This window comes from Microvirga guangxiensis (assembly GCF_900102135.1).
Classification (GTDB): domain Bacteria; phylum Pseudomonadota; class Alphaproteobacteria; order Rhizobiales; family Beijerinckiaceae; genus Microvirga; species Microvirga guangxiensis.
Genome location: NZ_FMVJ01000018.1, coordinates 23,358 through 37,708, shown reverse-complemented (window position 1 = coordinate 37,708; position 14,351 = coordinate 23,358). Strand labels below are relative to the sequence as shown.

At 58.3% G+C, this 14,351-nt stretch carries 12 protein-coding genes and 1 pseudogene; 8 read left to right on the top strand and 5 right to left on the bottom strand.

What is annotated here, in order from left to right; all coding sequences use genetic code 11:
* Positions 1-332 precede the first annotated feature (332 nt).
* The 5 genes and pseudogenes from BLP10_RS21360 to BLP10_RS21340 all read left to right on the top strand — a co-directional run bounded on the left by BLP10_RS21360 (position 333) and on the right by BLP10_RS21340 (position 5,865).
* Entirely contained in the window at positions 333-677 is a 345-nt protein-coding gene (locus BLP10_RS21360) for a HigA family addiction module antitoxin (RefSeq protein ID WP_091139332.1), read from the top strand.
* Positions 674-2,176 (top strand): ATPase domain-containing protein, encoded by a 1,503-nt coding sequence (locus BLP10_RS21355; RefSeq protein ID WP_091139330.1) that lies wholly within the window; start codon positions 674-676, stop codon positions 2,174-2,176. The genes BLP10_RS21360 and BLP10_RS21355 overlap by 4 nt, the downstream gene beginning before the upstream one ends.
* Positions 2,173-3,003 (top strand): annotated as a pseudogene (locus BLP10_RS24110) (PAS domain-containing protein); the annotation flags it as partial. The gene BLP10_RS21355 and the pseudogene BLP10_RS24110, both read left to right, overlap by 4 nt.
* Before the next feature lie 27 nt (positions 3,004-3,030).
* On the top strand, positions 3,031-4,929 hold the full coding sequence (locus BLP10_RS21345; RefSeq protein ID WP_091139327.1) for a hybrid sensor histidine kinase/response regulator: 1,899 nt from the start codon (positions 3,031-3,033) through the stop codon (positions 4,927-4,929).
* A 363-nt stretch (positions 4,930-5,292) separates the two neighbouring features.
* Entirely contained in the window at positions 5,293-5,865 is a 573-nt protein-coding gene (locus BLP10_RS21340) for a GNAT family N-acetyltransferase (protein WP_091139325.1), read from the top strand.
* Between the two features lie 51 nt (positions 5,866-5,916).
* On the opposite strand, the gene BLP10_RS21335 is transcribed toward BLP10_RS21340, so the two are convergent.
* Genes BLP10_RS21335 through argH form a run of 4 tightly spaced genes read right to left on the bottom strand, consistent with a single transcriptional unit; the run spans position 5,917 to position 9,903 of the window.
* Positions 5,917-6,750, bottom strand: coding sequence for an ABC transporter substrate-binding protein (locus tag BLP10_RS21335; protein ID WP_091139322.1), 834 nt, complete (start codon positions 6,748-6,750; stop codon positions 5,917-5,919).
* A 29-nt stretch (positions 6,751-6,779) separates the two neighbouring features.
* Positions 6,780-7,544, bottom strand: a complete 765-nt coding sequence (locus BLP10_RS21330) for an amino acid ABC transporter ATP-binding protein (RefSeq protein WP_091139319.1) — start codon at positions 7,542-7,544, stop codon at positions 6,780-6,782.
* A 3-nt stretch (positions 7,545-7,547) separates the two neighbouring features.
* Entirely contained in the window at positions 7,548-8,453 is a 906-nt protein-coding gene (locus BLP10_RS21325; RefSeq protein ID WP_091139316.1) for an amino acid ABC transporter permease, read from the bottom strand.
* Between the two features lie 25 nt (positions 8,454-8,478).
* Complete coding sequence (argH, locus tag BLP10_RS21320) at positions 8,479-9,903, bottom strand: argininosuccinate lyase (RefSeq protein ID WP_091139314.1); 1,425 nt, start codon at positions 9,901-9,903, stop codon at positions 8,479-8,481.
* A 125-nt stretch (positions 9,904-10,028) separates the two neighbouring features.
* On the opposite strand from argH, the gene BLP10_RS21315 reads away from it, so the two are divergent.
* Complete coding sequence (locus tag BLP10_RS21315; RefSeq protein ID WP_091139311.1) at positions 10,029-10,922, top strand: LysR substrate-binding domain-containing protein; 894 nt, start codon at positions 10,029-10,031, stop codon at positions 10,920-10,922.
* 372 nt (positions 10,923-11,294) lie between these two features.
* Here BLP10_RS21315 and BLP10_RS21310 read toward each other — a convergent pair whose 3' ends face one another.
* Complete coding sequence (locus BLP10_RS21310) at positions 11,295-11,864, bottom strand: Rossmann-fold NAD(P)-binding domain-containing protein (RefSeq protein ID WP_244510741.1); 570 nt, start codon at positions 11,862-11,864, stop codon at positions 11,295-11,297.
* Between the two features lie 96 nt (positions 11,865-11,960).
* On the opposite strand from BLP10_RS21310, the gene BLP10_RS21305 reads away from it, so the two are divergent.
* Positions 11,961-12,467 carry a hypothetical protein gene (locus BLP10_RS21305; RefSeq protein WP_139165561.1) on the top strand — a complete coding sequence of 169 codons (507 nt, stop codon included), beginning with the start codon at positions 11,961-11,963 and terminating at the stop codon, positions 12,465-12,467.
* Between the two features lie 40 nt (positions 12,468-12,507).
* Positions 12,508-14,193, top strand: a complete 1,686-nt coding sequence (locus BLP10_RS21300; RefSeq protein ID WP_091139409.1) for a methyl-accepting chemotaxis protein — start codon at positions 12,508-12,510, stop codon at positions 14,191-14,193.
* The last annotated feature ends 158 nt before the right edge of the window (positions 14,194-14,351 follow it).

The window sequence follows — 14,351 nt, the reverse complement described above, 5'->3', positions numbered from 1 at the left end:
TGATCGTTGGATCCTGGTTGAACTCTTCGCCGTGCTCGACGGCTAGCATCTGAGCGAGCCTACTCCACGCCTGGTTGACCCAGATCGCGAGGCCCCTGTCTCCGTCATCGTGTCTGTTAACGAAGGCGCTACCAGACATTCCTGAAATCTTGGCAGTTTCTTCGGATGACCCGCCGACCTTCGTGCTCCTTGATAGATGAGGAAAACCTGAGGATCCGGAAGGGCTAAAACTGAGCAAATAGATCGATCGCTTATTCCCAGAATGCCGCTGACCTTGTTTTCGGGACCTTGTTGCCCATAACGCTACAGTCGGCTTAGCCCAAGTTAAGAGCATGTCCCTCTCCCGAGACGCCCTCCCGGTGCCCCCACCCCATCCAGGGTGGTTCTTACGTGTTCGGATCTTACCTGGCCTTGGCCTCTCCGTCAGCCAAGCGTCCCGGGAGCTGCGCATAGCACGGCAGGCGCTCCACTGGGTTCTCGCCAGCACGGTCGCAGTCAGTCCCGAGATGGCTAAGCGTCTGGCTCATCTATCATGCACGATGCCCCACTTCTGGCTTGGCCGCCAGCAGCAGTATGGCCTTTGGCACGCCGAGCAGGCGCTTGCTAACGTTGTCGGGTTGATCCACGCCCAAACTTTTCCACCCGCTCTTCAAAAAAGAGATCGGACCTCGTTATGAATGTTAAGCCACAGCCCACCTCAAAAGCGCGCACGGGGGTTGCAGGGCTGGACGACATCCTCATCGGGGGATTGTCTCCTGGACATGTCTACCTTCTGGAGGGCAGCCCCGGCACCGGCAAGACCACTATTGCGCTCCAGTTCCTGCTCGAGGGAGCCAAGATCGGCGAGATCGGGCTCTACATTACTATGTCAGAGACCGAGCGTGAGCTGCGCGAGGGAGCAGCCTCACATGGTTGGACCATCGGCAAAGACGTTCAGGTGTTCGAACTCGTCCCGCCCGAGAATCTTCTTGATGACGAGCACCAGCAGAGCCTGCTCTACTCGTCCGATCTTGAGCTCGGTGAGACTACCAAGGCCGTGTTCGAAGCCATCGACCAAACCCAGCCGGTTCGCATCGTGATCGACAGCCTATCTGAGATCCGGCTCCTAGCGCAGAGCTCCCTGCGCTACCGCCGTCAGATCCTGGCGATGAAGCACTATTTTGCCAAGCAGGGTGCAACGGTGCTGATGCTGGATGATCTGACCACTGACACCAATGATAAAACCGTTCACAGCCTCGCCCATGGAGTGATCCGCCTAGAGGAGCTTACCCCGAGCTATGGGTCCGAGCGCCGCCGCCTGCGGGTTATCAAGTACCGTGGGCAGTCGTTCCGGGGCGGATTTCATGATTTCATCATCGCTGAAGGTGGTGTCCAGGTCTTCCCACGCCTGATTTCTGGCGAGCACAAGACGGGCTTTGCCCGCGAGGTGCTCACCAGTGGCATCGCTGAACTCGACGCGCTCCTTGGCGGTGGCATTGAGCAAGGCTCCAGCACGTTGGTCATGGGACCAGCTGGATCAGGTAAATCCCTTCTGACAGTGCAATTCGCGATCTCTGCCGCGGCTCGGGGCGAGAAGGCAGCCTTGTTCATCTTTGATGAGGAGCTTGGTCTACTCATTGACCGGGCCAAGCTGATGGGGATCGATCTCGACGCGCTGTGCGCCAGTGGCCGCCTGTTTATCGAGCAAGTCGATGCCGCCGAGCTCTCACCGGGAGAATTTGCCCATAAGGTTCGGGCTAGGGTTGATCGCAGCGGCGTCAAAACAGTCGTGATCGACGGCCTTAACGGCTACCAATCGGCTATGCCGGAGGAAAATTTCCTGATCCTCCACATCCATGAGCTATTGCAGTACCTGAACCGTCAGGGCGCCTCGACCTTCCTGACGGTTGCCCAACACGGGCTCGTCGGCGACATGAAGTCGCCAGTCGACATCACTTATCTCGCCGACACGGTGATCCTGCTGCGCTATTTCGAGGCCTTCGGCCAGGTTCGAAGAGCGATCTCGATCATCAAGAAGCGGTTCGGCATGCACGAGAATACCATCCGCGAGATCCGGATCGATAGTAGAGGTATTGTCATCGGCGAACCCTTGGAGGGTTTCCAAGGAGTTCTGCGTGGTACTCCCATCCTGGCCGAGTCTGACCGGGCCCGGCTCCTCGAAGATCGCTGGCTATGAGCGACATACTTCTATCCCAGTCGGAGCGGGCGCTCATCTTGGCTCCGCACGGGCGGGATGCGGCGATTGCAGTACACATCCTACACGCTGCCGGGATGGCGGCAGAAATCTGCCCCGACCTACCGGTGCTGGTGAGCAAGATCGCTCAGGGTGCAGGATTCGTGCTTGTCACAGACGAGGCCTTGCGCACCGCCGATCTGAAAGATCTATCTCAGTGGATTGACCAGCAGCCACCCTGGTCGGACTTTGCCTTCATCGTCCTGACGATGCGAGGCGGCGGAGTTGAGCGCAATCCCGCAGCCAGACGTTATCTCGACGTGCTCGGCAACGTTTCGTTCCTGGAGCGTCCTTTTCACCCAACCACTCTCGTCAGCCTCGCTCGCTCGGCGCTGCGCGCGCGGCGGCGGCAATATGAGGCGCGGGGCCGGCTTGAAGCGTTGCGCGAAAGCGAGACGCGCTATCGCAACTTGTTCGAGAATATCGACGAAGGCTTTGCCATCATCGAGTTTTTCGATGGACCTCACGGCCCATTGAGCGACTACATTCATGTCGAGGCAAACTCAGCTTACGCCGTCCATGCTGGCATCCAGAATGTCGTCGGGCAAAATGTGCGCGAGATGGTGCCTGACGAGGCGGAGGGCTGGGTGGCGCTCTATCGCCGCGTTCTGGAAACCGGCGAGCCCACTCGGTTTGAGCGGGAGCTCGTCGCCACCCACCGATATCTCGAGCTGGCCGCCTTCCGGGTTGAGCCTGCGAGCCGTCGTCAGGTCGCGGTGGTGTTTCGAGATGTCACGGCTCGCAGGCAGGCCGAGCTGGCGTTGCGCGAGAGTTAGGCACGCCTGCGAGCCCTCAATGTGGAACTTGAACATCAGGTGGAAGAACGCACGCGGCAGCGCAGCCGCACCTGGCAGGTGAGCCCGGACCTCCTCGGCGTCGCGAACAGTGCGGGGTATTTCACGAGTACCAACCCTGCCTGGGAGGAAGCTCTCGGGTGGACAGAAGAGGAGATTGCCCGAACGCCCTTCGTAGAGCTGCTGCATCCGGACGATGTCGGGCCGACGCTCGCCGCCTTTGATATGCTCAAGAAGGGCCAGCCGGTGTTGCGGTTCGAGAACCGCTACCGAGCGAAGAATGGAACATACAGCTGGATCTCGTGGGTCGCTGTTCCCGAGGGCGAGGAGTTCTATTGCAGCGGGCGTAATGTAACGGTGGAAAAGGATCAAGCAGCTGAGCTCGCCGAACGCAGGGCTGAGCTCGACCGGCTCTGGACCTTTTCTGAAGACATGCTGGCGCGTGCCGATTATCAGGGCATGATGTCAGCGGTCAGCCCCGCCTGGACGCGGGTGCTCGGATGGTCCGAGGCAGAGCTCCTGACGCGACCCTACGCAACGTTCATGCACCCTGACGACATGGGCCCGACTCTCGCCGCTTTGGCTCGCATGAGCGAAACCGGTCAGCCGACGCGGTTCGAGAATCGCATTGCGACCCAGGATGGTGGGTGGAAGCCGATCGAGTGGACCGTCGCGCCCGAGGCCGAGGGCGTCAACTTCATCGCGGTGGGGCGTGATGTCAGCATCGTGAAACAACGGGAGAGGGAGCTCACCATCGCACAGGACGCGTTGCGCCAGTCACAGAAGCTGGAGGCGGTGGGCCAACTGACCGGCGGTGTGGCGCACGACTTCAATAACCTATTGACGATCATCAAGAGCTCGACCGACCTCCTACGCCGGCCTGACTTGGCGGAAGAGCGCAGGCGCCGCTACATGGACGCAATTTCTGACACTGTTGACCGAGCATCGAAGCTCACCGGTCAGCTCCTCGCGTTCGCACGCCGGCAGGCGCTGAAGCCTGAGGTGTTCGACGTACCAAAGCGCGTGGAAGCTGTCACTGACATGCTGCGTACGGTTGTGGGGTCGCGCATCGAGATTGTCACAGACCTCGATGCGCAGGGCTGTTTCGCCCAGGCGGACGTGAGCCAGTTTGAGACAGCGTTGGTCAACATGACCGTGAACGCGCGCGACGCTATGAATGGCGAGGGCAGGCTTGCGGTGAAGGTACGGAGCATCCCTATGTTGCCACCTTTGAGAGGCCATGCCGGCAGCCTGGGACCATTCGTGGCGGTGTCCGTCAGCGATACCGGTGCAGGGATCCCAGCCGACAAGCTCTCTCAGATCTTTGAGCCCTTCTTCACAACCAAGGAGGTCGGCAAGGGAACTGGTCTTGGCCTGTCCCAGGTTTATGGCTTCGTCAAGCAGTCGGGCGGTGATATTGCTGTCTCGAGCGAGATTGGCCACGGCGCGACATTCACGATTTATCTGCCTCAGGTCGAAAAAGCGCCAGAGGAGCAGGGTGCTAAGTTCAACGAGGGAGCATCAGCGGAGGGAAGAGGTCGACGGGTGCTGGTCGTTGAGGACAACGTCGAGGTAGGGCGATTCTCCACACAGCTGCTCCAAGACCTCGGGTATGTGACGACGTGGGCTGCAAATGCTCGCGAAGCGCTCGAACTTCTAGGCGAGGCGGACGGCTTCGATGTTGTGTTCTCGGACGTCGTAATGCCAGGCATGGGCGGTGTGGAACTCGGCGAGGAGATCCGGCGGCGCCACCCTGGCTTGCCCGTGATCCTGACATCCGGCTACAGTCATGTGCTGGCAGAGGAAGGCCGTCACGGCTTCGAGCTCTTGCATAAGCCCTATGCGGCCGAGGAGCTATCTCGGGTGTTGCGCAGGGCAGCACTCAGCTGCAAAGGGCCCTGATCACTGCAACTCGGAGCGGCGGACGCCAAGCAGCCAGCGAGCGATCCCAACCTGTAGTCATAGCCAAAGCTCTCGTATGAAGAGTTGCGGTGTGCGTATGGGAAGGTCGCCTATCGCCGCAAATGGGACCTCGCGTCTTGGCCCTGCCATTACAGCAAGCCGATCTTCGCAAGTGCGGAAACTCGTTCTTTGGCCCAATCAAGATTTTCTTGGATCAGGATCTATCCAACTGCTCGCTTTCCACTTGCTTAGCCTCAAATCGGACTTTAGCTCTCGATAAACATCGCTCAGCTCGTAAAAGGATCCTTCAGCAGATCCCAGATCAACCTTGGCAACAATCGCCATAGGATAACAAGAGATAAAATGTCTATCACGATCCGTCTAGCACAGAAAGTTGATGCTCTGCCGATTGCGCGGCTGCACTATCTTACCTGGCGAGAGACCTATCGTGCTCTTGCTCCGCAAACGGCATATGACTTGATGACGGAGGAAGCCAGGCTGGCCCGTTGGCAGAGCATGCTTTCACACGCTGAGAGCGAGCGGATTATAGTGGTTGTCGAGGCGGAGGGGCAGTTGGCAGGCTTCGGTGCAGCCGGACCAGCCTCGCACGAGATCTATCAGGACAGAGCCGAGATCAAGTTCCTCTATGTAGGAACCGTCTTCAAGCGTATGGGCATCGGTCGTAAGCTGCTGCTTCACCTTGCACGCTGTATGATGGAGGCCGGCTACAACGGCATAGGGCTTGGTGTCGTTATCGGGAACGATCCAGCTATTGCGTTCTATGAAAAATTGGGGGGCGAAAAGGTGGGGAGCTATACCGATCCGGGTCCTGTATGGCGCTCTCAGAACTATCTTTATGTCTGGGATGATCTGCCCGCGTTCCTGGCCCAGGAGCGGAAAAGCATCCTGAACGATAAGAGAGATTCGCTACCGTGAACCTAGCAAGAGGAAAGGCTCACGCACCACTGCGCGAGCCTTTGTCGGGGTTTAATCTGTGCCTTGATTAATGCCGATGGGCGTCAACTTATTGGCTTGGAGACCATACTTCTTTACGATCTCGTCATATACGCCCTTCTGCTGAAGACGCTCGAGGCCTTCCTTGATAGCGTCGCGCAACTGAGTTTCGGTTTTGAGCACGGGAATGCCGGAAAGGGAGACTGTGAAGGCATCGCCGATGAGCACATAGCTGTTGGGCTCTTGCGACTGGAAGTATGGAAGGGTCTCGTTGCCCTGAACTGCTGCATCCAAACGCTGCGTCTTCAGCTGAGTGCGGGCATCAGCAGACCCTTCTGTGCCAATGGCCTCGATGGCGGGCTTTCCCTTCGCCACGCAGTTGGCCTGACTCCATTCACCGATCTGACGTGGCCAGTTGGTGGCGCGGCTCGCGCCGACTTTCTTGCCGCAAAGGTCTTCTGGAGTCTTGAGAGTCGCCGCCATCGCGGGCGAGGTGTAGAATTGCGCACCGGATTTCATGTAGTCGACGAAATCGACGATCTCACGACGGGCCGGAAGATCGCTCATACCAGCGAGCGCGATGTCGACGCGCCCCGTCTGCAGTGACGGGATCATCTGAGCGAAAGCGATCTCTTGCCATTCGATGCCGACACCGAGTTCCTTCGCGAGGGCTTCGCCTAGGTCGATGTCAAAGCCTGTCAGCTTGTTCGTGGCTGGATCCTTGAAAGTGATCGGCGCATAGTTAGGCATCGTCGCAACGACAATCTTGCCAGCCTTCTTGATACGATCTGGAAGTTCCGCTGCATGGGATGGGGCTGCAAAGCCCAGGGCGATCACGCTCGCAAGCAAACCTGCTGTCAGTTTCATTTCCGTCGGTCCTTTCTAGGGAACGTTTGTCAGGCGAGAACTGCTGCGATGAAATCGCGAGTTCTCTGTTGTTTCGGGTGCACCAGCACCTCTTGCGGCGAGCCTCGTTCCACAATGGCTCCCCGATCCATGAAGACGACCTCGTTCGCAACTTCACGTGCAAATCCAAGTTCATGGGTTACGACGATCATCGTCATACCCGAACGGGCTAGATCTTTCATGACAGCAAGAACTTCGCCGACCAGCTCCGGGTCAAGCGCTGAGGTCGGCTCGTCGAACAGCATCAGTTTCGGTTTCATGGCAAGCGCGCGGGCAATCGCCACGCGCTGCTGCTGCCCGCCCGAAAGTTCCGACGGATAGGCATCGCGCTTTGCAGATAGCCCAACGCGCTCCAGCAATACCAAGGCTTCGTCGATAGCTTGGGTGCGACGACGCTTCTGCACTGTCACTGGACCTTCAATGATGTTCTCAAGCGCTGTCATATGCTGAAACAAGTTGAAACGCTGAAAGACCATGCCGCTCGTCAGCCGCTGGCGAGCGATCTCGGCGTCCGTCAGTTCATAAAGCTTGTCGCCGACGCGGCGATAACCGATTAATTCGCCGTCGACCCAGACTGCTCCGGAATCGATCCGCTCGAGCTGGTTGATGCAGCGAAGGAGCGTACTCTTTCCGGATCCAGAGGGCCCGACGATACAGAGCACCTGACCAGCGGGAATTTGGATCGATACTCCGTCGAGCGCTTGGACGGAGCCGAAATTTTTGCGCACATCTGTTGTAACGACGATAGGCATCATGGCTCAACCCTCCACAGCCGGTCGCATTGCAGGGCGAGATCTCCGGCCAGTGCCCTTGGCGAAATAGCGTTCAAGGAAATGCTGACCTATGCTGAGCAGTGTCACGATGATTAGATACCAGCCGGCGGATACGATCAGAAGCTCGATCACTCGCGCGTTGGCATAATAGACCGTTTGCGCGTTGCGCAACACCTCGGCAAAGCCGATCACGCTGGCGATAGACGTGAGTTTCACCATGCTGATCACTTCATTGCCCACAGGTGGAATAATCACACGCATAGCCTGCGGGAGGACGATGCGGCGTAGGGTTGTTAGGCGCGTCATGCCAATGGCCTTGGCAGCCTCCGTCTGGCCCGCATCGACCGATAGGATGCCTGATCGGACGACCTCGGCCGTGTAGGCGCCCTGGTTGATGCCGAGGCCTAGCAGGGTTGCTACGAACGGCGTCATTACATCGACCATGCGCGCCTCGAACAATCCAGGGATGCCAATGCGCGGAAACACGAGAGCAAGGTTGAACCAAAGCAGGAGCTGAAGAAGGAGCGGCGTTCCACGAAAGAACCAGATGTAGAAGACGGCGACGCCTTTCAGGACGGGATTGGGCGACATCACCATGATTGCGAATAAAACGCCGAGTGTGATGCCTAGGGCCATGGCGCAAACTGTCATGATGATCGTGTTGCCGAGGCCGCTAATGATGGATTGAGCCGTGAAAAACTGGCCGACCACGGCCCAGTCGATCTGCCCTTCAGCGAATGCCTTCACCACAAGGGCAAACGCCGCGAGGATCAGGGCGCTGGCGATCCAGCGTCCGTAATGACGACGTGGCACATGGGTCAGGTGCGCGATCGACGGATCGAAGTGTGCGGTCTGCCCTGTACCTACTGGGGAGGGTGCGGTGGTGCTCATTCCGGTTCTCTCCATTCCTATCCGTTTAGACCCGCGGGCCGTCATAATGCACTGCCCATTCGCGCTGCGCATTGAAATCCAAGCGTAGGCGGGAAAGCTGTTCAGCTATTCGGAGTGGAGCCGTCCCACCATAGCCATCACGAGCTCTTATGGCTGCATCAGGCGTCAGGCTTGTCATGAGAGATGGGTCCAGGCGTGAATCCACGGTCGACAGATCCTCCGCGCTCAGATCCTCGAGACCGATATCGCGGTCCTCACAATAGCGAACCAATCGGCCTGTGATCTCGTGGGCCTCCGAGAATGGAACCCCCTGTCGGGCAAGCCAATCGGCCACTTCAGTGGCAAGCGTGAATCCATCCGTTGCCTGCCGGCGCAGTTCATCCACATCGACCTGCATAGTACGAACCATTCCAGCCATGGCTGGAAGCACCAAAGCGAGGGTGTCGACGGCCTCGAATGCGGCCCGCTTGTCTTCGGCGAGATCGCGATTGTACGCGAAGGGCAAGCCCTTGAGGGCCGTCAGCATGGTACCGACGGCACCGATGAGGCGCGCGGCGCGGCCACGAGTCAACTCCGCAATGTCGGCATTCTTCTTCTGCGGCATAATGGATGAGCCTGTTGCGTAGGCATCGTCTAGCGAGATCCAACGAAACTGGCGCGAAGACCAGAGGAAGATCTCCTCGGCCAGGCGTGACAGGTTTACACCGATCATTGCTGTGACGAATAGAAACTCCGTTACATGGTCGCGGCTTCCGACCGCATCAATGGAATTTTCACAAGGTGCGTCGTAACCGAGCTCACGGGCGGAGATCTCGGGTGATTTGGCAATGGCGGATCCTGCAAGAGCCGCCGCCCCAAGCGGGGAGCGCGCCGATCGCCGATCCCAATCCTGCATGCGGTTGATGTCACGAGTGAAGCCCTGCGCATGTGCAAGGAGCTGGTGCGCAAAGCTCACCGGCTGAGCGGGCTGAAGGTGGGTAAACCCTGGGGCTATGGTTTCGATGTGCTCGTCCGCTTGCAGCGCGAGGGCCTCCTGCAAACTTAGTAAGTCGATGACGATGCGACGGGCCTGATCCCGCAGATAAAGCTTAAGGTCGTTGGCCGCCTGATCGTTACGCGAGCGTCCGGCGCGAAGCTTGCCGCCAAGTGGCCCGAGCCGTTCGGTGAGCTTACGCTCCAGAAAGGTGTGCACATCCTCGTCCTGCTCCAATGGCTTGAGGATTCCGGCTGCAACTTCAGCCTGGAGTTCGACAAGGGCTGCCTCAATCGCTTCACCCTCATCAGGGGTGAGCAGCTGGGCTCTCACAAGCTCGCGCGCATGGGAGAAGGAAGCAGCGAGATCATAAGCCGCGAGGCGGAAGTGGCTGGCGTCGGAGCGTGAGAGAGCCATGAGCTCCGGGGCAGGACCTGAGCGGAAGCGCGAGGCCCACAGAACGGTGTTCGATGCCATGTCGATCTCCTTTCCTTTTGGTTTCCCAAGGGGAACCTCGACTGGCAATTGAAATTGTGTCGTCTTGGTATTCCTTTTTAGAATAGAAGCAAATCTCAGCTCTTCTCTTCTAGCCAATTTGTTCCATGACGATTCAGCGCCTTCCAAGCTCCATGACTGCTCTGCGTGTCCTTCTTGCCGTTGCCGAGCACGGTACGGCCTCCGCAGCTGCAGCGGCTGTCAACCTGACCCAAAGTGCAGTAAGCAAACATCTACGCGGGCTGGAGGAAACCTTGGGAATTTCTCTGTTCGCTCGCAGCAACCGCGGTCTCGTTCCGACGGAAGCCGGACGGATCTATGTGAAGCATGTTCGCCAGGCCCTGGCAGAACTTGAAACGGGCAATGCGCAGGTCTCTGCTCTTAAGGCCTCGCCTTGGTCAGTTAGGCTCCATGTGCTGCCAATCATTGGCGATCGGTGGCTCGTGCCGCGCTTCTCGCGCTTTGCCGAACGCCATCCTGAGATCGACGTGCAATTCACGACTTTCGTAACCACGGATACGGCGGAAGCCGCTGATGGGGTCTTTCGGTTCGGGGAAGGCGAGTGGTCCGGTCACCAAGCCAGCTACCTGTTTGGCCGCGATGTTGCTCTCGTCGGCGCAGCCTCCTTCGTTGCGCGCCTGGGTGGCATCGGGACGGCGGAGGATGTGCGCCGCTATACCGTGCTTGATCATTTTCAAACGCCTCTGCATTGGAGAGAGTTTGCCGAAGCGCATGGGCTTGAGGAATTCATGCCAGTTCACAAGACCCGGTTCGGATTCTATTCCCTTGTCATCCGCGCGGCGATAGCTGGTCAGGGCCTTGCGCTCGTTCCGCGCCGGCTCGTACAGGAAGAACTCGAGGCAGGACGATTGGTCAATCCGGCAGGTCTTGGCTTCAAAAGCCGCAACGCCTATTGGTTCACAACACCGGAGGATCGCCCAATGCGTCCAGGGCTGAAGACTTTCCGGAACTGGCTGATGGAAGAGGCGCAGATGTCCTGATGGGCATCCCGAGCCAACCTATGGTCACGTTTGCACCCAGTGAGGATCGCTGAGGTGCTCAGGTCGGATGCGTCACGCTAGAGCGAACGAGAAGAACTGCGGCTCCTGCCGTCCACCAGACCAACGTCTGGGCCGGCGAGTTCCAGACATCGAAAGCGAACGGCGTCCACTACCTGGTGATCCCGGTGAAGCTGAAGTGCCGAGCCGACGCAGCTCACGATATCTAAAAAGCTTCCTCTCCGGTAGTCCCGGAGAGGAAGAAGGTTCCAGAGGGAAGAAGAGCCCTGAAGTATCTTAAGGCTACCTCATCCAGGGCGGCCAGACCATGACCCAGGTTAAACGTGGTGGCGGATTATGCAGGAAAGGTTTCGGCTATTTAACAGCGTTTCTGAGCAGGGTTTCGGACTCGATGATATGCTCCTCGCTTCGAGCAGTGACAGCCGCCTCCAGCAGCGCCCTCGCGATGCACCCATGCGGCACGACCCGGTAGCGCCACGGGAGGAATGGTTCGGCGAGCCGCAGGAGTCGCATGGCCACGAACTCTGCGGGACGGAACTCCTCCCGGTCGCCACCGATTAGGGCTGGGCGAACGATGGTCAGGGACGGAAATCCGACACCACGGATTGCCTCTTCCACCTCACCTTTGATCCGGTCGTAGAAGAAATAAGAGCTGCGATCAGCACCCGTTGCGGAGTTCAGCGCGAAAGCATGAGCGCCATGCTGCCGGGTAAGGCGCGCCACGGCCAGCGGATAGTCAAAATCAACTCGGCGGAACGCCTCCTGCGAGCCTGCCTTGCGGATCGTAGTGCCAAGGGCGCAGATCACGCCATCGACCGACCACCATTCGGCATCGGCGGGCAAATTCTGGAAATCGACGAGTGGGTTTTCAAGTTTCGGGTGCGGGGGGAGCTTGCGACGGGTCAGAGCAACGATCCGGGTCACGCGGGCATCATCCTGCGCTTGCTGCAGGACAGCCCCGCCGACTAAGCCTGTTGCTCCGATGAGCATTATAGTGGCCATTCTGGCTGCAATGCCCCCGTGCCTCTCGCCAATTTTATTTCGATCGCCATATCAGGTTTACCTCAACGAACATTGGATGCGGAATTCGAAGCGCTGGACGTCAGCGCCATCCCCGATGATGCCGTTCCAAAATTATTGTACTCCAGCCCGGTTTGTTACTGTGCTCGCCTGACGATACAGGCGCATAACCTGTACCCGATCAGCCTTGGCCCGGCGTGCACGAGGCAGAAATGTGAATGTGTCCGGTCCATTTGCCCGAAGTTCGGGCTTTTTAATTCGGCCATGCCTTCGCCTGACAATGTGCAGCAGATCCGGATGGTCGCGAATGACAAATCCTGGCGCTGCTCGAAACTAAGGCAAAGCGTCCACACCAGAAACGAACAACGGACATTTGCAGGAATAGGTCCGTTTCTGGGAATTGCCCTCAAAGACTTCGATTGCCGCGCGCGCTATCCATTCATCTCTCCGGCCGAATTTCCTGATCATAAGATTTTTATCAGAAAGCGCCAGACCAGCCTGGAGTGATATGCGGCCGAAACTAGAATCATTACCAGGCACAATAATCATGAACATGTTGAACAACATATCCATTGGCAAAAAATTGTTAGGCGCGTTTTTACTGATTACCTTGATATCGGCTGCGACGACTTTGTTGAACTACCAAAATCTGAATGTCATTCGCGATGCTGAAAGGTGGACGAGCCATACCTATCAGGTGCTTGAGAAGCTGAACGGGATTACCGCTGCCATGGTCGATCAGGAAACTGGTATCCGCGGCTACCTGATTGCAGCCGATCCGAAATTCCTTGACCCCTACATGAACGGTGTCGAGAGCTACAACCGTGCATTCAACGAGGTTAAGGCGTTGACCGCCGATAATCCGCAGCAACAAGCACGCCTCGCAGAACTCGATCGTTTTGCACTGGCTTGGCGCACCGACGTAGCCGAGAAGGAGATTGCCTTGATGGCGAGCGCGGACACCCGCGAGCAAGCCCGGGCTCTGGAGGCAAGTGGTGCCGGCAAGGCTGCCATGGATGGCATCCGTCAGAAAGCAAAAGAAATTGATCAGGCGGAACGCACTCTCCTCAGCCAGCGCGCAGAGGAGTCGCAGCAGGCTCATTCGTCCTCAATGATGACAGCACTAATTGGGATGGGCGTACTCATTGGTCTCGCAATTGCGGCGGGCTTCTCCTTGAGTCAGACAATTGCTCATCCCATCAGGCTGATGACTGAGGCGATGAACAGCCTTGCGTCAAATCATCTGCATATTGTCATTCCAGGTGTCGGTCGCCGGGATGAGGTCGGCTCGATGGCGGCTGCGATGGCGATCTTTAAGGACGCTTTGATAGCTAAGAAAGAAACTGATGAAGCTGCAGCCCATGAGGCTGAGGCCAAGATGCGTCGCGCACAGATGCTTGATGAACTCACCCGCTCCTTCGAGACGAAGGTTTCCGCGCTCACACACGGCCTGTCCTCGGCCGCAACTGAAATGGAGGCGACCGCCCAGTCTATGAGCGCAGTCGCCAACCAGACCACCCAGCAATCGGCAACCGTGTCTTCGGCCGCCCAGCAGACCTCAGCCAACGTGCAAACCGTGGCGGCTGCCACCGAAGAACTCTCAATCTCGATCCGCGAGATCGCAAATCAAGTGGGCCAGTCCTCGCAGATTGCTGATCGGGCTGTTCAGGGTGCCCACCGGACCGACGCCACGGTGCAGGAGCTGGCTATTATGGCCGGCAAGATCGGCGACGTGGTGCAGTTGATCAACACCATTGCGGGTCAGACCAACCTTCTCGCCCTTAACGCTACCATTGAGGCAGCCCGCGCGGGTGAGGCCGGTAGGGGTTTTGCCGTGGTGGCCACCGAGGTGAAGGAATTGGCTTCGCAGACCGCCAAGGCAACAGAGGAGATCGGAGCGCAGATCGCCGGTGTGCAACAGGCAACCCAGCAGACTGTAAGCGCGATCCAGGAGATTGCCCACACGATCGCCGAGATGAGCCAGATCTCGACTTCGATTGCAGCGGCGATGGAAGAGCAAGGCGCGGCCACCGCCGAGATCGCCCGTAACGTGCAGGAAGCAGCACGCGGAACGGAATCTGTGACCGGCAACATCATGGATGTGCAGCAGGGCGCAGGCGAAACTGGCTCCGCCGCTACCCAGGTTCTGGGCGCTGCCCAGGAACTGGCGCGCCACTCCAACGAGCTCAGCTTAGAGCTGAACAGCTTCCTCTCAGGCGTCAAGGCCGCCTAGAGCGCACAACCGACCTATCAATATGGAGCGACTTGGCTCTATACATGCTGGTCCCCTAAACTAACCGGGCAGCCTCAGATGTGAGTCGCTCCCAATTAGTTTGCGAGCTAAGGTAACCGGGTCAAGTTTCGTGCTTGCATAAGAAAGGCCGGCTGTGT

Excerpts from the sequence above, each read along its gene's own strand:
- BLP10_RS21360 (WP_091139332.1), top strand. The coding sequence starts at position 333 with ATGTCCCTCTCCCGAGACGCCCTCCCGGTGCCCCCACCCCATCCAGGG.
- BLP10_RS21355 (WP_091139330.1), top strand. The coding sequence starts at position 674 with ATGAATGTTAAGCCACAGCCCACCTCAAAAGCGCGCACGGGGGTTGCA.
- BLP10_RS21340 (WP_091139325.1), top strand. The coding sequence starts at position 5,293 with ATGTCTATCACGATCCGTCTAGCACAGAAAGTTGATGCTCTGCCGATT.
- BLP10_RS21335 (WP_091139322.1), bottom strand. The coding sequence starts at position 6,750 with ATGAAACTGACAGCAGGTTTGCTTGCGAGCGTGATCGCCCTGGGCTTT.
- BLP10_RS21330 (WP_091139319.1), bottom strand. The coding sequence starts at position 7,544 with ATGATGCCTATCGTCGTTACAACAGATGTGCGCAAAAATTTCGGCTCC.
- BLP10_RS21325 (WP_091139316.1), bottom strand. The coding sequence starts at position 8,453 with ATGAGCACCACCGCACCCTCCCCAGTAGGTACAGGGCAGACCGCACAC.
- argH (WP_091139314.1), bottom strand. The coding sequence starts at position 9,903 with ATGGCATCGAACACCGTTCTGTGGGCCTCGCGCTTCCGCTCAGGTCCT.
- BLP10_RS21315 (WP_091139311.1), top strand. The coding sequence starts at position 10,029 with ATGACGATTCAGCGCCTTCCAAGCTCCATGACTGCTCTGCGTGTCCTT.
- BLP10_RS21300 (WP_091139409.1), top strand. The coding sequence starts at position 12,508 with ATGAACATGTTGAACAACATATCCATTGGCAAAAAATTGTTAGGCGCG.